The sequence below is a fragment of the Pseudomonas sp. GM80 genome (genome assembly GCF_000282515.1).
Classification (GTDB): Bacteria; Pseudomonadota; Gammaproteobacteria; order Pseudomonadales; family Pseudomonadaceae; genus Aquipseudomonas.
Genome location: NZ_AKJD01000006.1, coordinates 24,036 through 42,864, shown reverse-complemented (window position 1 = coordinate 42,864; position 18,829 = coordinate 24,036). Strand labels below are relative to the sequence as shown.

The 18,829-nt window shown below is 56.4% G+C and carries 28 protein-coding genes; 23 read left to right on the top strand and 5 right to left on the bottom strand.

Annotation, left to right across the window (positions count from 1 at the left end):
* Positions 1-66: 66 nt before the first annotated feature.
* The 4 genes from PMI37_RS00555 to PMI37_RS00540 all read right to left on the bottom strand — a co-directional run bounded on the left by PMI37_RS00555 (position 67) and on the right by PMI37_RS00540 (position 2,553).
* The gene (locus PMI37_RS00555) at positions 67-567 is read right to left on the bottom strand and encodes a type II toxin-antitoxin system VapC family toxin (protein ID WP_008077015.1); all 501 of its coding nucleotides are present in this window, start codon (positions 565-567) and stop codon (positions 67-69) included.
* Positions 568-1,308, bottom strand: a complete 741-nt coding sequence (locus tag PMI37_RS00550) for a hypothetical protein (RefSeq protein ID WP_045122897.1) — start codon at positions 1,306-1,308, stop codon at positions 568-570.
* A 134-nt stretch (positions 1,309-1,442) separates the two neighbouring features.
* The gene (locus tag PMI37_RS00545; protein ID WP_008077010.1) at positions 1,443-1,730 is read right to left on the bottom strand and encodes a DUF6388 family protein; all 288 of its coding nucleotides are present in this window, start codon (positions 1,728-1,730) and stop codon (positions 1,443-1,445) included.
* A 31-nt stretch (positions 1,731-1,761) separates the two neighbouring features.
* Positions 1,762-2,553 carry an XRE family transcriptional regulator gene (locus PMI37_RS00540; RefSeq protein ID WP_008077008.1) on the bottom strand — a complete coding sequence of 264 codons (792 nt, stop codon included), beginning with the start codon at positions 2,551-2,553 and terminating at the stop codon, positions 1,762-1,764.
* A gap of 116 nt (positions 2,554-2,669) precedes the next feature.
* Between PMI37_RS00540 and PMI37_RS00535 the strand changes: the two genes are divergently transcribed.
* The 16 genes from PMI37_RS00535 (at position 2,670) to PMI37_RS00465 (ending at position 12,286) form a co-directional block, all read left to right on the top strand.
* On the top strand, positions 2,670-2,873 hold the full coding sequence (locus tag PMI37_RS00535; RefSeq protein ID WP_008077006.1) for a Cro/CI family transcriptional regulator: 204 nt from the start codon (positions 2,670-2,672) through the stop codon (positions 2,871-2,873).
* 81 nt (positions 2,874-2,954) lie between these two features.
* A complete protein-coding gene (locus PMI37_RS00530) occupies positions 2,955-3,377 on the top strand; it encodes a phage regulatory CII family protein (protein WP_008077004.1) in 423 nt (140 codons plus the stop codon).
* A gap of 64 nt (positions 3,378-3,441) precedes the next feature.
* On the top strand, positions 3,442-4,242 hold the full coding sequence (locus PMI37_RS00525; RefSeq protein ID WP_008077001.1) for a Rha family transcriptional regulator: 801 nt from the start codon (positions 3,442-3,444) through the stop codon (positions 4,240-4,242).
* Positions 4,239-5,168 carry a helix-turn-helix domain-containing protein gene (locus PMI37_RS00520; RefSeq protein ID WP_045122886.1) on the top strand — a complete coding sequence of 310 codons (930 nt, stop codon included), beginning with the start codon at positions 4,239-4,241 and terminating at the stop codon, positions 5,166-5,168. Before PMI37_RS00525 ends, PMI37_RS00520 begins: the two co-directional genes overlap by 4 nt.
* Entirely contained in the window at positions 5,155-5,952 is a 798-nt protein-coding gene (locus PMI37_RS00515) for a hypothetical protein (protein ID WP_008076996.1), read from the top strand. Before PMI37_RS00520 ends, PMI37_RS00515 begins: the two co-directional genes overlap by 14 nt.
* The gene (locus PMI37_RS00510; RefSeq protein WP_008076994.1) at positions 5,949-6,176 is read left to right on the top strand and encodes a hypothetical protein; all 228 of its coding nucleotides are present in this window, start codon (positions 5,949-5,951) and stop codon (positions 6,174-6,176) included. Before PMI37_RS00515 ends, PMI37_RS00510 begins: the two co-directional genes overlap by 4 nt.
* Positions 6,169-6,639: a hypothetical protein gene (locus tag PMI37_RS00505; protein WP_008076992.1), complete on the top strand. Its 471-nt coding sequence runs from the start codon at positions 6,169-6,171 to the stop codon at positions 6,637-6,639. The genes PMI37_RS00510 and PMI37_RS00505 overlap by 8 nt, the downstream gene beginning before the upstream one ends.
* Positions 6,636-7,238 carry a recombination protein NinG gene (locus PMI37_RS00500; RefSeq protein WP_008076989.1) on the top strand — a complete coding sequence of 201 codons (603 nt, stop codon included), beginning with the start codon at positions 6,636-6,638 and terminating at the stop codon, positions 7,236-7,238. Before PMI37_RS00505 ends, PMI37_RS00500 begins: the two co-directional genes overlap by 4 nt.
* Positions 7,235-7,816, top strand: a complete 582-nt coding sequence (locus tag PMI37_RS00495; RefSeq protein WP_008076988.1) for a hypothetical protein — start codon at positions 7,235-7,237, stop codon at positions 7,814-7,816. Before PMI37_RS00500 ends, PMI37_RS00495 begins: the two co-directional genes overlap by 4 nt.
* Positions 7,817-8,097: 281 nt before the next feature.
* Complete coding sequence (locus tag PMI37_RS31025) at positions 8,098-8,289, top strand: Com family DNA-binding transcriptional regulator (protein ID WP_081500478.1); 192 nt, start codon at positions 8,098-8,100, stop codon at positions 8,287-8,289.
* Between the two features lie 8 nt (positions 8,290-8,297).
* Positions 8,298-8,879, top strand: coding sequence for a DUF642 domain-containing protein (locus PMI37_RS00490; protein WP_008076986.1), 582 nt, complete (start codon positions 8,298-8,300; stop codon positions 8,877-8,879).
* A gap of 166 nt (positions 8,880-9,045) precedes the next feature.
* A complete protein-coding gene (locus PMI37_RS00485) occupies positions 9,046-9,903 on the top strand; it encodes a putidacin L1 family lectin-like bacteriocin (protein WP_008076984.1) in 858 nt (285 codons plus the stop codon).
* 256 nt (positions 9,904-10,159) lie between these two features.
* Positions 10,160-11,308, top strand: coding sequence for a hypothetical protein (locus PMI37_RS00480; protein WP_008076982.1), 1,149 nt, complete (start codon positions 10,160-10,162; stop codon positions 11,306-11,308).
* 73 nt (positions 11,309-11,381) lie between these two features.
* Positions 11,382-11,756 (top strand): putative holin, encoded by a 375-nt coding sequence (locus tag PMI37_RS00475; RefSeq protein ID WP_008076979.1) that lies wholly within the window; start codon positions 11,382-11,384, stop codon positions 11,754-11,756.
* Positions 11,757-12,038 (top strand): phage holin family protein, encoded by a 282-nt coding sequence (locus tag PMI37_RS00470; RefSeq protein ID WP_008076976.1) that lies wholly within the window; start codon positions 11,757-11,759, stop codon positions 12,036-12,038.
* A gap of 59 nt (positions 12,039-12,097) precedes the next feature.
* On the top strand, positions 12,098-12,286 hold the full coding sequence (locus tag PMI37_RS00465) for an Acb2/Tad1 domain-containing protein (protein ID WP_045122885.1): 189 nt from the start codon (positions 12,098-12,100) through the stop codon (positions 12,284-12,286).
* Positions 12,287-12,391: 105 nt separating this feature from the next.
* Here PMI37_RS00465 and PMI37_RS00460 read toward each other — a convergent pair whose 3' ends face one another.
* Positions 12,392-12,712, bottom strand: coding sequence for a hypothetical protein (locus PMI37_RS00460; RefSeq protein ID WP_008076974.1), 321 nt, complete (start codon positions 12,710-12,712; stop codon positions 12,392-12,394).
* Between the two features lie 76 nt (positions 12,713-12,788).
* On the opposite strand from PMI37_RS00460, the gene PMI37_RS00455 reads away from it, so the two are divergent.
* The 7 genes from PMI37_RS00455 (at position 12,789) to PMI37_RS00425 (ending at position 18,820) form a co-directional block, all read left to right on the top strand.
* Positions 12,789-13,397: a putative metallopeptidase gene (locus PMI37_RS00455; RefSeq protein ID WP_008076972.1), complete on the top strand. Its 609-nt coding sequence runs from the start codon at positions 12,789-12,791 to the stop codon at positions 13,395-13,397.
* A 32-nt stretch (positions 13,398-13,429) separates the two neighbouring features.
* Positions 13,430-13,891, top strand: coding sequence for a DUF2280 domain-containing protein (locus PMI37_RS00450; RefSeq protein ID WP_008076969.1), 462 nt, complete (start codon positions 13,430-13,432; stop codon positions 13,889-13,891).
* Positions 13,878-15,179 (top strand): terminase large subunit domain-containing protein, encoded by a 1,302-nt coding sequence (locus PMI37_RS00445; RefSeq protein ID WP_008076967.1) that lies wholly within the window; start codon positions 13,878-13,880, stop codon positions 15,177-15,179. Before PMI37_RS00450 ends, PMI37_RS00445 begins: the two co-directional genes overlap by 14 nt.
* Complete coding sequence (locus PMI37_RS00440) at positions 15,176-16,594, top strand: DUF4055 domain-containing protein (RefSeq protein WP_008076965.1); 1,419 nt, start codon at positions 15,176-15,178, stop codon at positions 16,592-16,594. The genes PMI37_RS00445 and PMI37_RS00440 overlap by 4 nt, the downstream gene beginning before the upstream one ends.
* Entirely contained in the window at positions 16,569-17,660 is a 1,092-nt protein-coding gene (locus PMI37_RS00435) for a minor capsid protein (RefSeq protein WP_008076963.1), read from the top strand. Before PMI37_RS00440 ends, PMI37_RS00435 begins: the two co-directional genes overlap by 26 nt.
* 28 nt (positions 17,661-17,688) lie before the next feature.
* Positions 17,689-18,000, top strand: a complete 312-nt coding sequence (locus PMI37_RS00430; RefSeq protein WP_008076961.1) for a hypothetical protein — start codon at positions 17,689-17,691, stop codon at positions 17,998-18,000.
* A gap of 91 nt (positions 18,001-18,091) precedes the next feature.
* Entirely contained in the window at positions 18,092-18,820 is a 729-nt protein-coding gene (locus PMI37_RS00425; RefSeq protein WP_008076959.1) for a hypothetical protein, read from the top strand.
* The last annotated feature ends 9 nt before the right edge of the window (positions 18,821-18,829 follow it).

The following is an 18,829-nucleotide window of genomic DNA, read 5'->3' as shown; positions in this document are numbered from 1 at the left end:
CCCGGCACTAGGCCGGGCATTTCGAAGGACGCGCGCGTGTAAGTGCGTCAAGGCGAGCCGCGCAGGTTACGAGTTCTTCTCGAGCATCAAATCATGTTGCCTGAGATGATCAGGAATCGGCAAATCGCAAATTTTCGCGCATGAGATCCCAGAACGCTGAGCTTCCGCGAGCATGTCAACGTCGTTTGTGATTAGCAGTCTAGCGCCATTGGCTTTAGCTATTGCAATGATCTGCCAATCGACCTTAACGGACTGTCTGGGGCGCTTCTCTCCCTTGCTAGCTTTCCTGGCAGAGCGACCGGCTCTCACCACCTCAACCGTCTCCATAACAGCCTTCAGGTCATAGGGGAGGAGTCTGAAGGCTGCTGTTTTGAAAATGCTCTGTGTCGCACTCAACTCGCGCTCGCCGGCTTGATCGAGAAACTCAGCCCAGACCTGCGCAGGGATACCTACGCTCTCTCTCTTCGCACGAAGCGCGTGAAAGAGACCCTGCATGCGCAGGCTGTCATCCGAATTGAGTCGCTTCCCAAAAAACAGGACCAACGCATTGGTGTCCAGAATTACCAATTAATGACCTTTCCTTAGTCCCGACAGGTAGTCTTCCACGTCAGGAACATCAGCCCAACCAAGGCCTATGGCTTCCATGGATGCGTAAGCCTCATCCCAATCGCCAGATAGCGGCGACCATGACTTAACGTTCAGCTGAAGAAGTTCCCAGCGACCACTAGATGTCCTTTTCCACTTGCCTTTGCCGGTTAGCTCAATCGGATCGCCGAGGTAGTGGGATGAAATCTCTTTGGCTAGCTGCGCCCCCATGATGGTGCAATTGTATTCTCGCCCATCGCTGTCTTTTACCAAGACAGGGATCGTGTCGTCTCGCCCGCCAATTTTTATAACCTGGCCTGTAATTGTGCTTTCTTGCTCTAGGGTGATCTCTTTCGCCGGGGCTATTTTTTTGCCTCCGGGGAATGGATAGATTACCGCTCCGGACGGATCCTTTAGCTCACCCCTTGTTCCATCTTGAATCAGGAGTTCGTTAATTCGTACAAGGGCGGTCAAAGCATCCTTCGGAGCCTGATTACTCTGCGATGTCGCGAGAGAGAGACGTTTTGAAACGCGTGGAGCTGCCTCGTCTTCCGTCCAAGCTTTGAGAGCAGCACTGCCCGTCGAAAGTTTGTCGAAATGAACCTGGTCTTTCTCACCCATCAACTTTGCCAGCTCGGCCAAATAGACAGCCATCCGCTCAAGCGTGAGCTTGTTCGGGTGTGAACCGACTATTCGAAGAGTGTAAACGTTGGGCTTTTTCATAGGCTGATTATAGGCATGCGTCCCTGCCAATTTCGATGTCTTTCCTTGTTCGGGGGCATTCTGCTCGCGTTACGCCAGAACTCACCCTCACAACCCTGGAGCCTTCACGCAGGCCGGATTAGCCCCTATTCCAACTAACTCAGGCCCAAAGCGTCTGCTTCTGCGCGTTCATCCTCAGCACGAATGGAAACTACGTCCATGCCAATTTCCTCCGCCAGCCTCAGCTGGTACTCCCAAGGAGTAATGCCGAGCGACTTGGCCTTGCTCGTAAGTATGTTGGTGATTCGAAGGTTTTTGTAATCCTCGTGGCTCAAGCCACATAGCTCCGCTTCTGAGGCGTTCTCCGCCTCTCGCACCACCGCTGGATTCGCTTTTGCGATCAAGCCGACCGCGTTTTGATGAATCTTATTTCGAAGCTCCATTTCACCAAGCCCTGTGCACATTTAAGAGTTTTCATCGCGAATACATGGCCCACCAAAACACGTGCCCCAAGATCGAGATATGTTGCTCCTGGATCTGTTGGAACGTGTAGTCCTCGTCGGGATGCTCGTCACGGTTGAAGCTGCGAAGGCGGATCCCAGTCGGGATGCGATAGACCTGCTTCACCCGGAGCTGGCCATTGTGGTTGATGGCGTACATCTCGCCGTCAACGAGATCGCTTAGTGAATTTTTCCCCACGTTCACGCCAACCGTCGCGCCATCGCGCAGCACGGGCACCATGCTGTTGCCGCCAACCTTCACGCACCGCGCGTTGCTGAACTGGACACCGTTGTGGCGCAGATCCTTCTTATTGAAGCGCAAGCGAGAGTTGGCGCTTTCCTCAATCGCGAATCTGCCCGAGCCGGCTGCCAGCTCAACCTCATGAAGGAAGGGAACGTATACCTCGTCGTCATCGAGCGGGGTGTCGTCGTCCCACGTTTCGATATTGCCCAGCTGAACGCTCGGCTGGATGCGCTCTGGAGGCTGAACGCTTGCAACAGTAGACATCAGGCGGGAACTGACCTCGCTTGCATCAAAATTGAGCGCCTTCGCGAGCTTTAACAGGGCCTCTACGTTAATCGGCACTTTGCCGGTTGCGTACTGGCTGAATGCGCTCTGCCCAGACCATCCGCATGCTTCGGCCACATCGGCCTGCGTAAGGCTGCGCCCAGCCGCTTTTGCAGCTGCTTTCCGCTGCTCGTAGATAGCCTTAAGCCTAACGCTTTCGGCGACTTCTTCTGGAGTGAGGGGGCGACGTATTTTCATGCGGACAAGAGTATTAGCAGAACTGATATTCCGGCAAATAGCACTGCTAGTATTTTGTTGCTGATAAAAAGCAGCGCTGCTACTATTCATGGCAGATAACGAGCCGTGGAAATTCCATGAAAAAGATTCCTTTGAGCAAATACCTAGAAGAGCACGGCACTCAAGCCGCGCTTGCAGCTGCTCTCGGCGTGAACCAAAGCGCGATTTCGCAAATGGTTCGAGCCGGCAGAAGCATCGAAATCACCCTTCACAACGATGGGCGTATTGAGGCGAACGAGATTCGTCCGATACCAGCGCGCCCGAAGCGAGCCGCGGCCTGAAGCAAGCGCCGCCAACTCACTGATCAAATTCTCGCCCACGCACTGGCAGGGCACCACGGAAACAAATTTGAGGTTTTACGAATGGAAGATTTTCTCCGGGCCTGCCAGAGCGCTGTGCTGGACAACGAAGCAAAAACTCTGGCGGGGAAGATGGGCGTTCCACACGTCAGCCTGCTTCAGCGCGCCAATCCTGACAACGACGCTCACCACCTGACCGTGGAGCATCTGTTCGGGATATTGCTGCATACCGGTGACATGCGCCCGCTGCAGGCCTTGGCGAATGAGTTCGGCTTCGACCTGATATCCAAGGCGCCGCCAGAGCCACAGGCGCTGACCAAGTCGCTGATCAACGTCGGCAAGGAAGTCGCCGATCTCACCATCGCGGTTCACCAAGCACTGGACGACAACCACGTCAGTGCTTTCGAAAAATCCCTCATTCGCCAAGAGATCAACCACGTTCGGCAGAGCCTCGACGTGATGGATGCCTCGGTTAAAGCCGCCTGAATCCAAGGCACAAAAAAGCCGACGGAGAAGGTCGGCTGATTCGCAAAACTAGAGAGGGCCGATTATGCAGAGCCAAACCAATTCCAGCAACATCCCCGACAACGTCGCGACACGTTTTTCGAGTTCTGAAAACGTGTCGCGTACCACCATGTCGTCCCGCGAGATTGCCGAGCTGGTCGATAAGCGACATGACAATGTGATGCGAACCATTGAAACGCTGCACGATCGGGGTGCTATCGGACTTCCTCATTTTGAGGAAGTACCAAACACCGGCCCCGGACCGCTTCTACTCAAGCAATACAGCATCGGCAAGCGCGACAGCTTCGTCGTGGTCGCCCAGCTAAGTCCTGAATTCACTGCGGCGCTCGTTGACCGCTGGCAGGTGCTGGAAGGGCAGATCGCCCAGCCCCGCGAACTCTCCCGCATGGATCTCATCCAGATTGCCTTCGAGGCGGAACAGCAGCGTCTGCAGTTGACCATCCAGGTCGAAGCCCAGGCATCGAAAATCCACTCCATGGAGAACTTGTTCAAGGAGGGAATGACGCATACCCAATTCTGCAAAGGCCTCAATGGGATCAACGTCATGCAGGTGGGTAAGTACCTGCAAGGCCGCAACTGGCTCTACAACGAAAGCCAATCCGGTCTGCGCTTCCGTGTGGCGTCCTACGCCCGCGACAAGTACATGACCGAGCATCAGAACGAAGTCACTCCCCATGGCAAAGAACCGTTCATTGCCTTCACGCCGATCTTGCTCAAGAAGGGCGCGGTGCGTCTGTACGACCTGTACCTGGCCGGCGCACTGCCTATGAAGAAAAACTGGGACGGCTTGTTCACTCACGACAAAGCACTGCGTGGTGCAGCATGAGCATGGGCCTGATGGTTGCCGCAATGAAACTTCGCGTCGGCAATCCCCTGCGCAAGCTGGTACTCATCAAACTCGCAGACAATGCCAGCGATATCGGTGAGTGCTGGCCGTCCTACCAGCACATCGCCGATCAGTGCGAAATCAGCAAGCGGTCTGTCATGAACCATATCACCGCGCTGTGTGAGTCGGGACTGCTGCGCAAGGAAATCAGGAAGGGTGGACCGAAGGGCAATTCGTCGAATGTTTACTTCCTGACCCTTGATGGTGGTGCACCTCCTGCACCAGGGGTAGTGCAGCAGATTCACCAGGGTGGTGTAGCAGGTTCACCCCCTAGTGAATCTCCTGCACTAGGGGGTAGTGCAGGAGCTGCACCCAGAACCAGTCACTCTTCTGAATCAGTCAATGAACCGGTCATTGAACCTGTTGCAACCCCGGCTCCCGCCGAGGTCGTGCCGTCTCGGCCCTGCGGTTTGGTGCTGGTGGTTGATCGCACCGATGCGCCACGGGTCGAGATTCCCGCCGACATGCCTGGCCCCAAAGACCAATCCTGCAAAACCTTCAAGGTCTGGGCGAACTACGCCATGGCCTACCGCAAGCGCTACCACGGTGCTTGGCCGGTGTGGAACGCTAAGGTCGGTGGCCAGCTTGGCCAACTGGTCGACCGCCTTGGCGCCGATGTCGCTCATCACGTCGCCGCGCACTACCTGAAAATCAGCGATGCCGCTGTCCTGCGCAAGTGCCACAGCCTCAACGAACTGCTGGCCAACGCCGAGAGCTACCACACCCAGTGGGTGACCGGTCAGCGCATCAACGGCACGACAGCACGCCAGATGGAACGGACCGATGCTAACGTCTCCGCCGCCGAGCAGGCCGCGCAAATGGTCTTGGCCAAGCGCCAAGCAGGGGAGCGCAATGAATACCTTTGAAATGAATGACCAACAGGTTGCCGGGCTAGCTGCAGCGATCTGCGCCACCGCCGAGGCCATGGGTCAGGAAATGAACCCAGGCACCGCGGCGATGATGGCGGAAGACCTCTGCGCTTATTCAGTGCCCACCGTGAAAGCCGCGCTGAAGGCCTGCCGTTTCGAGGTGAAGGGCAAGCTGGCCATGGCTGACATTCTCCAGCGCGTGCAGGCCGCTGACGGTCGTCCGGGCAAAGACGAAGCATGGGCGATCGCCATGACCACAAACGACGAGTTCGAAACGGTGGTGCTGACCGACGAGATCCAGCTCGCGCTGGCTGCCGCAAAACCGATTCTCGAGGCCGGCGACAAGGTCGGTGCGCGCATGGCGTTCAACAGCGCCTACGAGCGCTTGGTGGGGCAGGCTCGGGAGGACAACAAAAACGTCAATTGGCACGTGTCGGTCGGCTTCGACGCCAACCGCCGCACCCAGGCGATCACCAAGGCCGTGCAGATGCAGCGAATCCCTCAGGAGCGCGCTCAGCAGTACTTGGCCGACTTGAGTGTCGTGCCGGTTACAGAAGACGGCCGGGCGGTCGTTGCGCTGCTGACCGGTGAGTCTGCACGGCCTTCGCCAAAACTGCGCGAGAAGCTCGCCGCGGTAAAGGATTCGATGCTCGCCATGCGCCAAGCATCGGACGAAGAAAAAACAGAACTGCGAATTCTGGCAGCCAATGAGCTGGCGGATCGCCGGGCGCTGCTCATTCAGCAGGCCGAACAATTGGAAGCAAGGAGAGCGGCTCAATGACCATCGACAAACAAAAACTCCAGAAGCTGCTGTGGGCTGAAGTTGGTGCATACCGGACTGGTAGCCCAGAGTGGACACAAAACCTCGAGGCGTTACATGAGTTTCTCGGTGAAAGGACGGTAGAGGAGGTTGCACTGGAGCTGCTGGCTGAAAACGAACGGCTGACACAGCAACTCGGCGAGCAGATCAACGGATTGCCGAACAAGGTGGCCACCCATGGCTGACAAAATCTCCGTGAACTGTCAGGCCAAGCTCTCCGAAGCCATCACCAAGCTAAGCACTATGTACCGCGAAAAGAAGTTCGTCGTCGTATCGCTGCGCCCGGGAAAGGACCGCACGCTCGACCAGAACCGGCTGTGGTTCGCGATGTACAAGCGGATTGCCGAGATGACTCAGATCGGCGATGAGGCCGACGCCCGCCGGTACTGCAAGTTGCACGTCGGAGTGCAGATCCTGCTGAACGAGGACGCCGGGTTTCAGGCTGAGTGGTACCGCGTCATGCGCCACCTTGCGTACGAGACGAAGCTGGCCATGATGGGCGGCTGCAAACTCTTCGGCCCGGACGGCTTCCCAGTGACCAGCCTCTTCAGCCGCGCCCAGGGCATCGCCTACACCGATCGCATTGTGGCGCGCTTCGCTCCAGAGGGCGTGTACTTCGATGATCTGCTGAGCCAGGAGGCTGCATGACGATTGAACGGAAGCAGCCAAAACCGAAGAAATGCCGCGTTTCTACTTGTAGGGCCTCATTCGTCCCATCGCGTATGGGGCAGGCGGTTTGCAGCCCGGCATGCGCCTTGATCGATGCGCCGAAGAATCATGACAAAGCCCGCAAGGCCATCGCCCAGAGTGACCGCCGAGATATTCAGGTCCGCAAGGAAAAGCTGAAGAGCAGGGCGGAGCACCTGCGGGAAGCTCAGGCCGCCGTGAACGAGTACGTCCGCCTGCGTGACGCGCACTTGCCATGCATCAGCTGCGACTCGATGCCGAACGATAACGACCTGATAACAGGCAGCCGTTGGGACGCTGGCCATTACCGATCCGTCGGTGCCTGTCCAGAGCTGCGCTTCGAGCCGCTGAACATTCACCGCCAGTGCGTGAAGTGCAACCGCAACCTGTCCGGCAACGCGGTCGAGTACCGCATCCGGTTGGTGCAGCGCATCGGAGCCGAAACAGTTATTTGGCTGGAAGGGCCTCATGAGCCCCGCAAGTACACCGTCGAAGAAATCAAAAATATCAAGGCCGAATACAGGGCGAAAACAAGGGAACTGAAGAGGACGGCAGCATGAAAATCCATTCCGCGCGCCAAGCTTGGCACGACTGCAACTACAACCCGGCCCCGGGCCAGACTTCTGATGCTGCCGAATTGGGTGTAGTGGTACAGAGCACTGAGCGAGGCCCGACGGCGAACCCTGCGATGCACGCGGTGCTGGCCGGTCACATTCAGTCGGCTATCGCACGGCTTCACTTTCAATTGCGGGCTTTCGGCAATGCAATGTATGCGGCTGAGCCGACGGATGACGATAGGGAGGAGGCCGAAGGCGCGGTATTTAACTTGGCATGTTCCCGAGTAGCGCGCATGACCGCTAGCAAGCGGGAGCGGGCCGAGTATGTCGCCAAGGGTGTTTTTCGCCGCTATCGCTACATGCATCAGGGTGGGCAATCGGCCAATGCTGATCCGCTGATCAAGCCTGAGCAGTTCCGAGCCTGGATGAAAGGGGAGTACGGCGTCGAGCTTACATCTGCAGCCTGGGGACGTGATTGGGAGCCATTCGTGCAGCTTTGTTTCGAAGCCTGCTCCGACATCGACGCCCGAGCATTGAGTCCAATCGGCGGAGTGATTTACAAGATGAAAGAGGCCGCTTGACTTCCCGCACGGCTGAGGGCATCATTTCCCCATAGTTAGTATTTTGCCTTCGGCAAGTTACTTTAAAACCGGCCAGCAAGCCGGTTTTTTTATGTCCGCCAGAAAGCAAAAAGCCCCGATATCTTCGGGGCTTTTTTATGCGCGCGGAAAAAGAGAGGGCGACTCCAGAGGGTGCGCTAACACCCAAAAGAGACGCCGGATCGCAGATAGAGCCTGCAAGCCAGCCAAGGCCCTCACTGCTCGCGCGAGCGGGACGGAGCCTAGCAGAAAATCAAACGGACTTGCAGATGTTGAAAGAATGCAGATGTGGAAAATGCAACAGACTTCTCGCCCGCGTGGGTGAGTTTACCGAGCTCCAGATCAAATGTTCCCGATGCGGGACGTTGAATCATGAGAAGGCCATGAGCCTCGAGCGATCGCCTTTGAGCGACATGAAAGCGGAGCACTCCGCGACAAATCATTCGACTCTATAGGTACAAAAATGAAAGCAATCAAAAACGGTTTTGCTCCGGTCGCATTGGCTGCTGCTTTGCTCGCATCGGGTAGCGCCGCCTTCGGCGCAGAGCTGGTAGTAAACGGCAGCTTTGAATCCCCTGGCTGCAGCAACGACTGCATCCTCAATACTCCTGCCCAGGCCGACTTCGTCACTGGCTGGACGACCTTTCTGTCTGGCGTTGAATACATTAACGTCAATGCTGCGATCGGCAACTCCGCGGCCGCAGATGGTTCGATGAGCGTTGACCTCGCCAACTACACCTATCTGAATGGCGGCGGCATTCAACAGAACATCAACACTGTTGTTGGCGCCCGTTACCGTTTGACCTTCAGCGCCGGTAACTCCACGTATGTGAATCGCAGTGGCAACGGCATCATCAACGTCAAGGTTGCCGGACAAACGACCAGCTTCGACACCCCTGTCGCGACCAGTAATGCAACTGTCTGGGAAACCAAGACCTACGACTTCACTGCAACCACGCCTCAAACCACTCTGAGCTTCTGGAACGATCAAAATCCAAATGCTCACTTTGCCTTTATCGACAAGGTCAGTGTCGCTCCGCTCTAAGGGCTAGGCGACTCAATGCGAATTTTGGTTTAACTGATTTGACTGAGCGAAGGTCCTAATCTGCCTTTTTTCAGGAAGAAAGCCTCGAGCTTCAAAACTATCGCCTTTGAGCGACATGAAAGCGGAATCCTCCGCGACAATTCATTCGACTCAATAGGTGAACAACATGGCTGGACGTACACGTACTCCGTTTCAACGCAGCGGTACTTCGATTCTCCCTGCTTATCAAACAATGTCTGCAGGGCAGTTCCTTCTTTCGCCAAACGGCCGTTTCAAGCTGTTGCTTCAAGCCGACGGCAACCTGGCGTTGCAGGACAATGGTGTAGTGGTTTGGGTCGCCAACGAAGCTACGCCTTACTCCTCCACCGTACCGTTGCGCTACAAGGTGCCGGTGCAACTCTACGTTCAATATGGCGCGTTTCTCGATGATCCGACTCGGGGCCGTACCTGGCTGACAAACAACTCGACGTTCACCAGCGAGGATCAGTGGAACCGAACTCATATGTCGTTGCAGGACGACGGTAACATCGTGCTGATTGATTCTCAGGCGATTTGGAATGGCACTCCGTCCATTCCGCTTGATCCGACTTCCGGTGCAGTTCTGATCGGAGGCCCGGCCGAGCTACAGATGGGAATGCCTTACTTCTGTGGCGATGGTGCACTGATCTTTCAAGGTGACGGCAACGTTGTGAACTACGGGCCGAACTGGAGTGTTCGCTGGGCTAGCTACACCCAGAATAAGGGTGCAGTTAAGGCCGTTTTTCAGGCGGATGGTAATTTCGTGGTGTACGCGGCGAATGACGTACCGCTCTGGCAGGCAGGTACCGGCGGCCATCCTGGCGCTACTCTGCGTCTACAGCCAAATGGCAATTTGTCGATTATTCAGGAAAGCCCGGTTTGGGCTCGTTTTGGCTACACGCCGACTGTGCGTCGACGCAAGGTTTACTACCCCGATACCACCAGTCCTGAACATAACGGTACCGCGCCATACCCAACCTACGGCCATATCGGCTGGGAGTTCTGATCGCTCCCACACGAGCTGACGGCTTATTGCCAAGGCTCGCCCTGCGCAGATAAGGCAGGAGTAACAAAAGGGTCGTGCCTGTCTGGGCGACCCTCTTATATGCGAGGAGTCTCGCACTCATTTCAAGGCCTCGATATTGATCGGGGCTTTTTCGTTTCAAGATTCTGAAGGTCGAGAACCTCTTTTATCGCCTTTGAGCGAAACGGAACCAGCAATTACTGCTCGGTTTCACCCATTCGCTTAGGGGAAATAACGTATGAAACTAATTACCAAGCCGATCAAAAGTACAGATGAAAATATCTGTGGAGCTAGCTTTTCCTATAGCGGTACGCCGAATGGTGTAGAGGTCGCAATCGGGAGTCAGCCTCTTACTTTCAGTGCATTCCAGGATAGGGATTACGCCAGCGCCGTAAGCGGCGTGTTTGCCTTGGGTACCAAGGTGGGCAACACCACCATGCAGCTTGATGCGCGTACGGCTATCAACTTCTCGGTTTCTGAGATTTCAGGCTCTAAAGGGCCGGAGAGTGATAACACAACTGTCGCAGTTGTTTTGCTGCAGGATGCCGTACCGCTCTTCACGAAGTCTTACAGCTTGAGAGTGCAGGACGAATCCGGCGCCTACGTCGATACCAAAGAAAGCGGTGTTTACTCTGGTGCTGGTTTTTCCATCACTATGCCTACGCGGCGCCAAGGGTCTTACGTAGCCGTTCTCAAAAGTACGGTAAATCGTAATCTCGAGTGCCGAATCGAAATTGCGGTGCCGGTTTCGGGAGCAGGTAGGATCGAGGCGATGCTCAAAGTGGATTTCCCGCTGGAAGACAAGTCAGTGGCATTCACTACCGCCGAGCTTGAGAGCATGCTTCCTGCGCTGAAAAATCATGAAGGCGAAAAAGACTTCATGTATGTGGACTCAGAGGGAAACGTAACGACGGGGGTAGGCTTTTTACTTCGTAACGAAGACGCCGCGGCCGGATACCCGTTCGTGGACTTGGACGATAATCCTGCGACCGAGGAGCAGAAGCGTGCTGAATGGCGACTTATCTCCTCGAAGTACGATAAGGACATCAAACACACAGCTGACTGGTACGAAGATTTCACAGAACTCTATCTTCAGGGCGATTTCATCGACTCGAAACTCCAGTCGCTCGTAGTCAGTGATTTCTCCGGACTTAGTCGAGTATTTCCCGGCTTTGGGGAATTTCCGTCGGCTGCACGAATTGCAATCCACGATATGTATTACAACTTGGGCGCTAGCAAGCTTCAGCAGAAGTTTCCTTCACTGATGGCGGCGATCGCTCGGCGTGATTGGTCTACTGCCGCCGTAGAGTCTCATCGAACCAAGATCGGCGAAGACCGCAACGACTATGTTCGCGACCTGTTTTTGGTCGCCGCAACTAATCAGTAATCTCTTCGTTTTCTGATTAATTATCCACGAGGTCCCGCAATGATGCGGGACCTTCTCTTTTTTGGAGTACCCCATGGCCGAACCGAGTACCGGTGCCCTGGCAGTAGCCGGCGTACTTGGCAGCGTGAGTCTGGGTGCTGCCTTTCCTACAATTGACCTAGCCGCATTGGTTGGGGCTTTTGGTGGGGCTTTTTTCTATGTCGTGTTCGCGAAGGACATTACGTCTTGGCGCCGCGTTGGTTATTTGTTTGCAGGCTGGATCGGCGGCTATTTCGGATCTGCTGAAGTCATGGGCTGGGCTTGGACTAAGACATCAGGCTTCAGCGCATTTCTATGCGGCGCCTTCTGCGTCGTGTTACTGGCGAGTGTTATCGAATGGATGCAGACCGGCGATATGCCTCGTTGGCTCCAGTGGTTCCTCAGCCGGCTCGCCGGAAAGGAGGGTTAAATGTCCGCGATATTTCAAGCTGCGTTTTGCGCGGCAATCTTCTTCATGATTGGCTTGCGCTACCGGCCGTTCCCAGACACGCGCTACAAGTTTTGCATGTCGCTAATGGCTTGGGCCGCTTGCTCTGTCACCGGTATGCAGTTCGTTAGCCTGGTTGGTCGCATCATCCTTCGCGGGGAGGTGCCCGACGCATCTTGGTTCAACACCGCATTTTATTTTCTTGCTGCATTATTGGTGTTCAGGGCGAAGGGAAATGTCGCTCGAATTTTGAAAGTAGATTGATCTGCGACAGGTTTCGGGAATAAGCAAATTGCGTCGCGATACGCTACGAGGAGAGCGGCATAGATGACCAGCCCAAGAAAACCACCGGCTATCCCGACCTGAGTCAGTCTGAAACCAATAGCATGAACTCAATCAAGGCTATGGAAGCTGATGCCTGGGAACTGAGCAAGAAGATCGGCCAGATTGAAGGCCTTGACCCGCGACTGCTGGCGTTGGCCAAGACCAAACTCCAGCGGGGTTTCATGTAGTTCGCTCGCTCGATGGCACCAGCTCATCCGTTCGTCTGATCCGTCGCGAGTGAGATCTGTAGGAGCGGAAACGACACGCATGTGGCTTTAGGGGTCGATGTATCGCTACTGGAAACGGGAGAGGTATCGGTCAAGAATCTTTGCGCACTGAACTTCAACAGACTTTATCTCAACGAGATTGATCATAATCAACGTGTCTGAGGGGCCGCCGCTTAAAAGAGCACGGAAGTCTTGCGGCCTAAGCGCCACGGCATTGCCGATCCTGACCCTGCCAGAGAACCCCGCTGCGCTCAATTCTTCCCAGGCCGTCTCATGATCTTTTTTTGCAAGTTCAAGCTTGAATTCTGAGATTTTGTGTTCTTGGTCAATTGCCAGTTTCGCAGCAACATACGACACGATCAGTCCCTGTATATTTTCATCGTTCATCACAGCGGTGCCTGCTTGAGATAGGAGGATTCTTAATGGGGGTAATCCTTAACATTTCAACCGTAAGCGCACAGCTATGAATCGGCCACTCCCGCCTGCCATCCTGATTGATTCAATTTTCTTGGCCGTTGCCCCAGCGCCAGATGTCTGGGAATGGGTATCCCGCGAGATCATTGCCGATGGTGGCAGCATCCACAACGAAGAGCATGCCCATCTGATCGATGCGGACATTCGAGTGATGTGGGCGTCTGCTGCCTTCACGAAGAAGGGGCGCACGGTGGTAGGCCAGGCTGAGCAGGTCGCGCTCCGTGCGGGTGGCTGGCAGAAGGCTCGGATGGAACAGCAGATGATGGACTGGTTCGGCGACGTGCCGGCCTACATCATCACTCTGGCGGCTGACTACTGCGCCCAGTGTTCCGACGCTGACTTCTGTGCACTGGTCGAGCATGAGCTGTATCACATAGCCCAAGCGACCGATCAGTACGGCGCACCCAAGTTCACCCCAGAAGGATTGCCCAAGCTTGAGATGCGCGGACACGACGTTGAAGAGTTCGTCGGTGTGGTGCGTCGGTATGGGGCGAGCCCTGAAGTCCAAGCGTTGGTGGACGCTGCAAACAATCCTGCTGAGGTGGGGAAAATGAACATATCGAGGGCCTGCGGAACCTGTCTGCTCAAGTCGGCCTGATCCTTGACAGGACCTTGACGGAATTAACCCATATGGCAGCCCTGAAAGATGAGGTGAAGCGCTACATAGTGCAGGCGTTGGCCTGCTTTGATACGCCGACTCAGGTAGTGCAGGCGGTCAAGGAAACATTCGGCGTCGAGGTGTCTCGCCAACAGTGCGAGCAGTACGACCCAACGAAACACGCTGGCCGTGACCTTGGCGTGAAGTGGAAAGCGGTGTTTGAAGATACCCGCAAGCGCTTCCGCGAGGAAACGGCAGAGATCCCGATCGCGAACCGAGCATTCCGGCTGCGCGCCATGAACCGGTTCGTCGAGCGGGCCGAGACGATGAAGAACATCGGCCTCGCGATGCAGATCCTCGAGCAGGCGGCCAAGGAAGTGGGAGACGTCTACGTCAACCGCAACCGGAAGGACGAGCTCGACGATGAGCCGGCGATCCCGACGCGCATTCAGGTCGACGTAGTGGACGCGAGGAAGCCGAATGCCGAGCCTTAACGTTCCGCAGTCGCAGTTCCTCCTCTTGCCCCACAAGTTTCGCGCATTCGTTGCTGGGTTCGGCTCCGGGAAGACCTGGGTCGGATGCTCAGCGCTCAGCAAGCATTTCATGGAGTGGCCCGGCGTCAACGCTGGGTATTTCGCGCCGACCTATCCGCAGATCCGCGACATCTTCTATCCCACGATGGAGGAGGTGGCCTACGACTGGGGGCTGAAGACCAAGATCAACCAGGCGAACCATGAGGTTCACATTTACAGCGGCCGGCAATTTCGCGGCACTGTGATTTGCCGGTCCATGGAGAAGCCGCAAACAATCGTCGGCTTCAAGATCGGTCACGCCTTGGTGGATGAGCTGGATGTGCTGACGTCGATCAAGGCGCAGCAGGCTTGGCGCAAGATTATTGCTCGGATGCGTTACAACCTTCCCGGGCTCAAAAACGGCGTGGACGTGACCACGACGCCGGAAGGCTTCAAGTTCGTCTTCCTCCAGTTCGTGAAGCAGTTGCGCGACAAGCCAGCGCTGAAGGAGATGTATGGCCTTATCCAGGCCAGCACTTTCGACAACGAGCTGAACCTTCCGGACGACTACATTGCCTCGCTGATGGAGTCGTACCCAGAGCAGTTGATCCGCGCGTACCTGAATGGCCAGTTCGTCAACCTGACGTCCGGATCTATCTACCACGCCTACGACCGCAAGCTGAACCAGTGCTTCGACACTGTGCAGCACGGTGAGCCGTTGTTCATCGGCATGGACTTCAACGTCGGGAAGATGGCGGCGATCACTCACGTCAAACGCGATCAGGGCCTGCCGCGCGCCGTGGACGAGTTGATGGATGGCTACGACACGCCAGACATGATCCGCCGGATCAAGGAACGCTACTGGGAACACACCGGCAACGACTTCAGAAAGACCTGCGAGATCCGGATCTACCCGGACGCCTCCGGCGATTCGCGTAAGTCAGTTAATGCCAGCCTCACCGATATCGCCATGCTCAAGCAGGCAGGCTTCACTGTCATCGCCCCGGCGGCCAACCCACCGGTGAAGGACCGAATCAACGCCATGAACGCCATGTTCTGCAACGCGCAGGGCGAGCGGCGGTACCTGGTCAACCCGTTTACATGCCCGAGCTACGCCGATGGGTTGGAACAGCAGATCTGGGCGCCGAACGGCGAGCCGGATAAGAGCCAAGGCAACGACCACGCCAACGACGGCGGCGGTTACTTCATTCACCGCGAGTACCCGATCATCAAACCGGTCACCGCCATCAAAATGGGATACGCCCGATGAGCAACGACGTCTCCTTCAAACGGGCAGATTACATCGAAGCATTGGATCGCTGGTCGACTGTTCGCGATGTCTGCGCTGGCCAGCATCGAGTTGTCGACCGGCTTCCGTACATCAATGCTCACGACAAGTCGCCGGAGAACGTAGACCGAAACAAGGCCTATCGCGAACGGGCGGTTTTCAAGAACGCCACCGGTCACACGCGCAATGGCTTGCTCGGTTTGGCATTTCACAAAGACCCGACGTTGACGGTCGCCAAGAAGATGGAGTACTTGCAGGACAACGCCAACGGTTCCGGCGTGAGCATCTACCAGCACTCGCAGGGCACACTCGAAAAGGTGCTTGAGGCCGGGCGGCACGGTCTATACGTCGACTATCACCAAGACGACGGCGCCGGAGGCCACTCTGTGATCCTCTCGTACTGTGCCGAGGAGATCATCAATTGGCGCACGGGAATGGTTAACGGCCACAGCGTGCTGACCTTGGTGGTGCTGCGCGAATCGCCCGAGATCGAAGACGGTTTTGGTTTCAAGGTGATTGAGCAGTATCGCGAACTTGCGCTCGAGGATGGCGGCTTTGTCTGCCGAGTTTGGCGTCGCTCTGGGCCAAAGGGCGGCGGGCCCCTGGCGGTAGTTGAGGAGTTCAGGCCATCAGGTGGCAACGGACGATTAAAAGAAATCCCGTTTACCTTCGTCGGCGCGCAAAACAACGATCCGAGCATCGATGAGTCTCCGCTGTACGACATCGCCATGATCAACCTGGGCCATTACCGAAACAGCGCCGACTATGAAGACAGCGTTTTCTGGTGTGGCCAGGCTCAGCCGTGGATATCCGGGCTGGATGAGCAGTGGCGCGACTGGATGGAGAAGAACGGCGTTTACGTCGGCTCCCGCGCCCCGATGATGCTCCCAGCCGGCGGCCAGTTTGGTTACGCCCAGCCATTGCCGAACACACTGGTGAAGGAGGCCATGGCCGACAAGAACCAGATGATGATCGAGCTCGGCGCGCGGATGGTCGTGGCCTCTCTCTCGTCCAAGACTGCGACCGAAGCCCGTGGTGATCAGTCCGCATCGACGTCGGTGCTCGCCGGCTGCGTGGCCAACGTCAGCGAGGCGTACACCCGGGCGATCATGTGGTGCTGCACCTACATGGGCGTCGACGACGCGAAGGTTGCTTATCAGATCAACCAAGAGTTCGTGGAGTTGACGGCCGATCCACAAATGATCACTGCACTGGTCGGCCTCTGGCAGAACGGTGGATTTGCGAAAGCGGATCTTCGGGCGTACCTGCGCAAGTTGGGCCTGATCGCGCCGGAACGCACTGATAAGCAAATCGATGGTGAGCTGGCAGAGCAGGGTGACGGCTTGGGTCTGGATGACGAGGACAAAGTAGATGGCGGCAAACCAAGCAATCCTTGACGCCACGATTCGGCACGCGGTCTTCCTCGAAAAGCTGAAGGCAGGGGAGGCCGGCAAGTTCGCCCCCTTCCTGAAGGAGATCGACCGCTCTATTCGCGACAGGCTCACTCAATCGGATCTGACCGAGTACAACGTGAAGCGGCTGGAGGCGCTGCTGAAAGAGGTCGACAGTCTGCTGCTGGGTATCTTCGACCGGTACCGCGCGCAACTGAATCTCGACCTGATCGACATCGCCAACTACGAGGCTGAGTTTGAGGCGTCGAGCTTGGCCAGGTTGGCGCCGATCGGCGTCGCTTTGGATGTTGTCGTGCCGACGGCAGCTGCGATCAGGATTGCGGTACTGACGAATCCCCTCAGTGTGCGCGGCACCGGCGGCGGCAAGCTGCTGAAGTCGTTCATCCAGGGTTGGACCAGTGCCGAGCGCGAGCGCGTCAACGGCACGATCCGGCAGGGCTTCTTTGAAGGGCAAACGAACTTCCAGATCATCCGCAACATCCGCGGCACGAAGTCGGCCGGCTACAAGGACGGCATTCTCGCCACCACCAACCGCAATGCCAGCACGGTCGTGCACACCGCGATCCAGCATGTATCGTCTCAGGCGCGCATGGAAGTGGCCAAGGCCAACACGGACATCGTGTCCGAGGTTGAGATGGTCGCCACGCTTGACAGCAAGACCAGCCAGCAGTGTCGGTCGATGGATAAGCGACGGTTCCCGGTCGACTCTGGCCCCCGCCCGCCGTTTCATCCGAATTGCCGGACCACGTTCGTCCTTCTGACCAAGCTCAGCGATATGTTCGCCAAGGGTGCTACCCGAGCTTCGGTTGGTGCAAGTGGCGCAGGGCAGGTCAGTGCGAGCCTCGACTATTACCACTGGCTTCAGCAGCAGCCAGCTTCGTTCCAGGACGTTGCGATCGGGCCCGTGCGTGCAAAGCTGTTTCGCGAAGGAGGACTGAGCATCGAACGCTTCGCAGAGCTGCAGCTCGATCGCAACTTTGCGCCGCTGACTCTTTCTCAGATGAAAAAACTAGAACCGCTAGCGTTCGTCCGCGCGCAATTGCTACCCTGACTGAAACCGCTAGTCAAGGATGGCCCTTATGCTTAATAACGTACGCAACAACGACCTCCGAAAGATCGAGGAATTGTTTCTGCTCGGTGTTGACCACAAAAAATGTGTGCTTTCGGGTAAAGCCGCTAAAGCTCAAATGAAAAACCTAACGGCGAGACTTGTGGCTGACGGAACTCTTGCGGACGACTCCTTGGTCACTCATTTCGATGACATGGTTTCTGATGAGGCAATCGAAAACTTAGCTCGAATTAAATCAGCGCGCAGCGTCATTACTGCTGCGGATCAAACAGGCGTGCGTTTGGCCGGAAACGGCGAAGTTTTCGAAATTTATTTAATTTAATCGATAAAACTTATTCAGATAAAGCCCAGCCAAGTGCTGGGTTTTTTTATGCCTGCAATTTGGGCAATACATACCCAAGAGGTGCATCAACGTGGCAGAAGAAAACGAAATCGACCTGGACAACCCGGCTATCAAGGCCGCTATCGCGACTGCCGTTGAATCCTCTGTTTCAGGCCTGAAAACCAAGAACACCGAACTGCTGGGCAAATTGAAAGACACCACCGGCAAGCTTGCGCAGTTTGAAACCCAGTTCGAGGGTATCGACATTGACGCCGTCAAAGGCTTGCTCAGCCGGGCGGGCCAAGACGAAGAAACCAAGTTGCTAACGGAGGGCAAGGTCGACGAAGTCTTCAATCGCCGTACCGAGCGTCTGCGTGGCGATTACGACAAGCAACTGAAGACTGTCACCGCGCGGGCGGAGAAGGCCGAAGCATTCGCCGCCAAGTTCCAGGGCAAAGTCCTGGGCGATTCGGTACGCGGTGCAGCGCTTAAAGCCGGCGCACTGCCGGAAGCAACCGACGACATCATCCTGCGCGCCAAAGGCGTGTTCTCGCTGAACGAAGAGGGTGAAGCGGTCGCCGTTGATGAATCCGGCCAGGTCATCCTCGGCAAAGACGGCAAGACCCCTCTGACCCCGCTCGAATGGGCGGAATCCCTGCGCGAAAGCGCACCTCATCTGTGGCCAAGGGCTTCAGGGACACAAGCCCCGGGCGGGGGTGGCGGCCAGGCTGCATTCAAGCGCTCCGAAATGACTGCCGAGCAAAAGCGCGACTACCAGCGCAAGCACGGCCAAACCGCATACCTGCAATTGCCCAAGTAAGGGGATTCA

Excerpts from the sequence above, each read along its gene's own strand:
- PMI37_RS00530 (WP_008077004.1), top strand. The coding sequence starts at position 2,955 with ATGGAAGATTTTCTCCGGGCCTGCCAGAGCGCTGTGCTGGACAACGAA.
- PMI37_RS00485 (WP_008076984.1), top strand. The coding sequence starts at position 9,046 with ATGGCTGGACGTACACGTACTCCGTTTCAACGCAGCGGTACTTCGATT.
- PMI37_RS00480 (WP_008076982.1), top strand. The coding sequence starts at position 10,160 with ATGAAACTAATTACCAAGCCGATCAAAAGTACAGATGAAAATATCTGT.
- PMI37_RS00545 (WP_008077010.1), bottom strand. The coding sequence starts at position 1,730 with ATGGAGCTTCGAAATAAGATTCATCAAAACGCGGTCGGCTTGATCGCA.
- PMI37_RS00525 (WP_008077001.1), top strand. The coding sequence starts at position 3,442 with ATGCAGAGCCAAACCAATTCCAGCAACATCCCCGACAACGTCGCGACA.
- PMI37_RS00475 (WP_008076979.1), top strand. The coding sequence starts at position 11,382 with ATGGCCGAACCGAGTACCGGTGCCCTGGCAGTAGCCGGCGTACTTGGC.
- PMI37_RS00550 (WP_045122897.1), bottom strand. The coding sequence starts at position 1,308 with ATGAAAAAGCCCAACGTTTACACTCTTCGAATAGTCGGTTCACACCCG.
- PMI37_RS00490 (WP_008076986.1), top strand. The coding sequence starts at position 8,298 with ATGAAAGCAATCAAAAACGGTTTTGCTCCGGTCGCATTGGCTGCTGCT.
- PMI37_RS00460 (WP_008076974.1), bottom strand. The coding sequence starts at position 12,712 with ATGAACGATGAAAATATACAGGGACTGATCGTGTCGTATGTTGCTGCG.
- PMI37_RS00515 (WP_008076996.1), top strand. The coding sequence starts at position 5,155 with ATGAATACCTTTGAAATGAATGACCAACAGGTTGCCGGGCTAGCTGCA.
- PMI37_RS00535 (WP_008077006.1), top strand. The coding sequence starts at position 2,670 with ATGAAAAAGATTCCTTTGAGCAAATACCTAGAAGAGCACGGCACTCAA.
- PMI37_RS00505 (WP_008076992.1), top strand. The coding sequence starts at position 6,169 with ATGGCTGACAAAATCTCCGTGAACTGTCAGGCCAAGCTCTCCGAAGCC.
- PMI37_RS00455 (WP_008076972.1), top strand. The coding sequence starts at position 12,789 with ATGAATCGGCCACTCCCGCCTGCCATCCTGATTGATTCAATTTTCTTG.
- PMI37_RS00450 (WP_008076969.1), top strand. The coding sequence starts at position 13,430 with ATGGCAGCCCTGAAAGATGAGGTGAAGCGCTACATAGTGCAGGCGTTG.
- PMI37_RS00470 (WP_008076976.1), top strand. The coding sequence starts at position 11,757 with ATGTCCGCGATATTTCAAGCTGCGTTTTGCGCGGCAATCTTCTTCATG.
- PMI37_RS00500 (WP_008076989.1), top strand. The coding sequence starts at position 6,636 with ATGACGATTGAACGGAAGCAGCCAAAACCGAAGAAATGCCGCGTTTCT.
- PMI37_RS00540 (WP_008077008.1), bottom strand. The coding sequence starts at position 2,553 with ATGAAAATACGTCGCCCCCTCACTCCAGAAGAAGTCGCCGAAAGCGTT.
- PMI37_RS00430 (WP_008076961.1), top strand. The coding sequence starts at position 17,689 with ATGCTTAATAACGTACGCAACAACGACCTCCGAAAGATCGAGGAATTG.
- PMI37_RS00510 (WP_008076994.1), top strand. The coding sequence starts at position 5,949 with ATGACCATCGACAAACAAAAACTCCAGAAGCTGCTGTGGGCTGAAGTT.
- PMI37_RS00435 (WP_008076963.1), top strand. The coding sequence starts at position 16,569 with ATGGCGGCAAACCAAGCAATCCTTGACGCCACGATTCGGCACGCGGTC.
- PMI37_RS00440 (WP_008076965.1), top strand. The coding sequence starts at position 15,176 with ATGAGCAACGACGTCTCCTTCAAACGGGCAGATTACATCGAAGCATTG.
- PMI37_RS00520 (WP_045122886.1), top strand. The coding sequence starts at position 4,239 with ATGAGCATGGGCCTGATGGTTGCCGCAATGAAACTTCGCGTCGGCAAT.
- PMI37_RS00445 (WP_008076967.1), top strand. The coding sequence starts at position 13,878 with ATGCCGAGCCTTAACGTTCCGCAGTCGCAGTTCCTCCTCTTGCCCCAC.
- PMI37_RS00495 (WP_008076988.1), top strand. The coding sequence starts at position 7,235 with ATGAAAATCCATTCCGCGCGCCAAGCTTGGCACGACTGCAACTACAAC.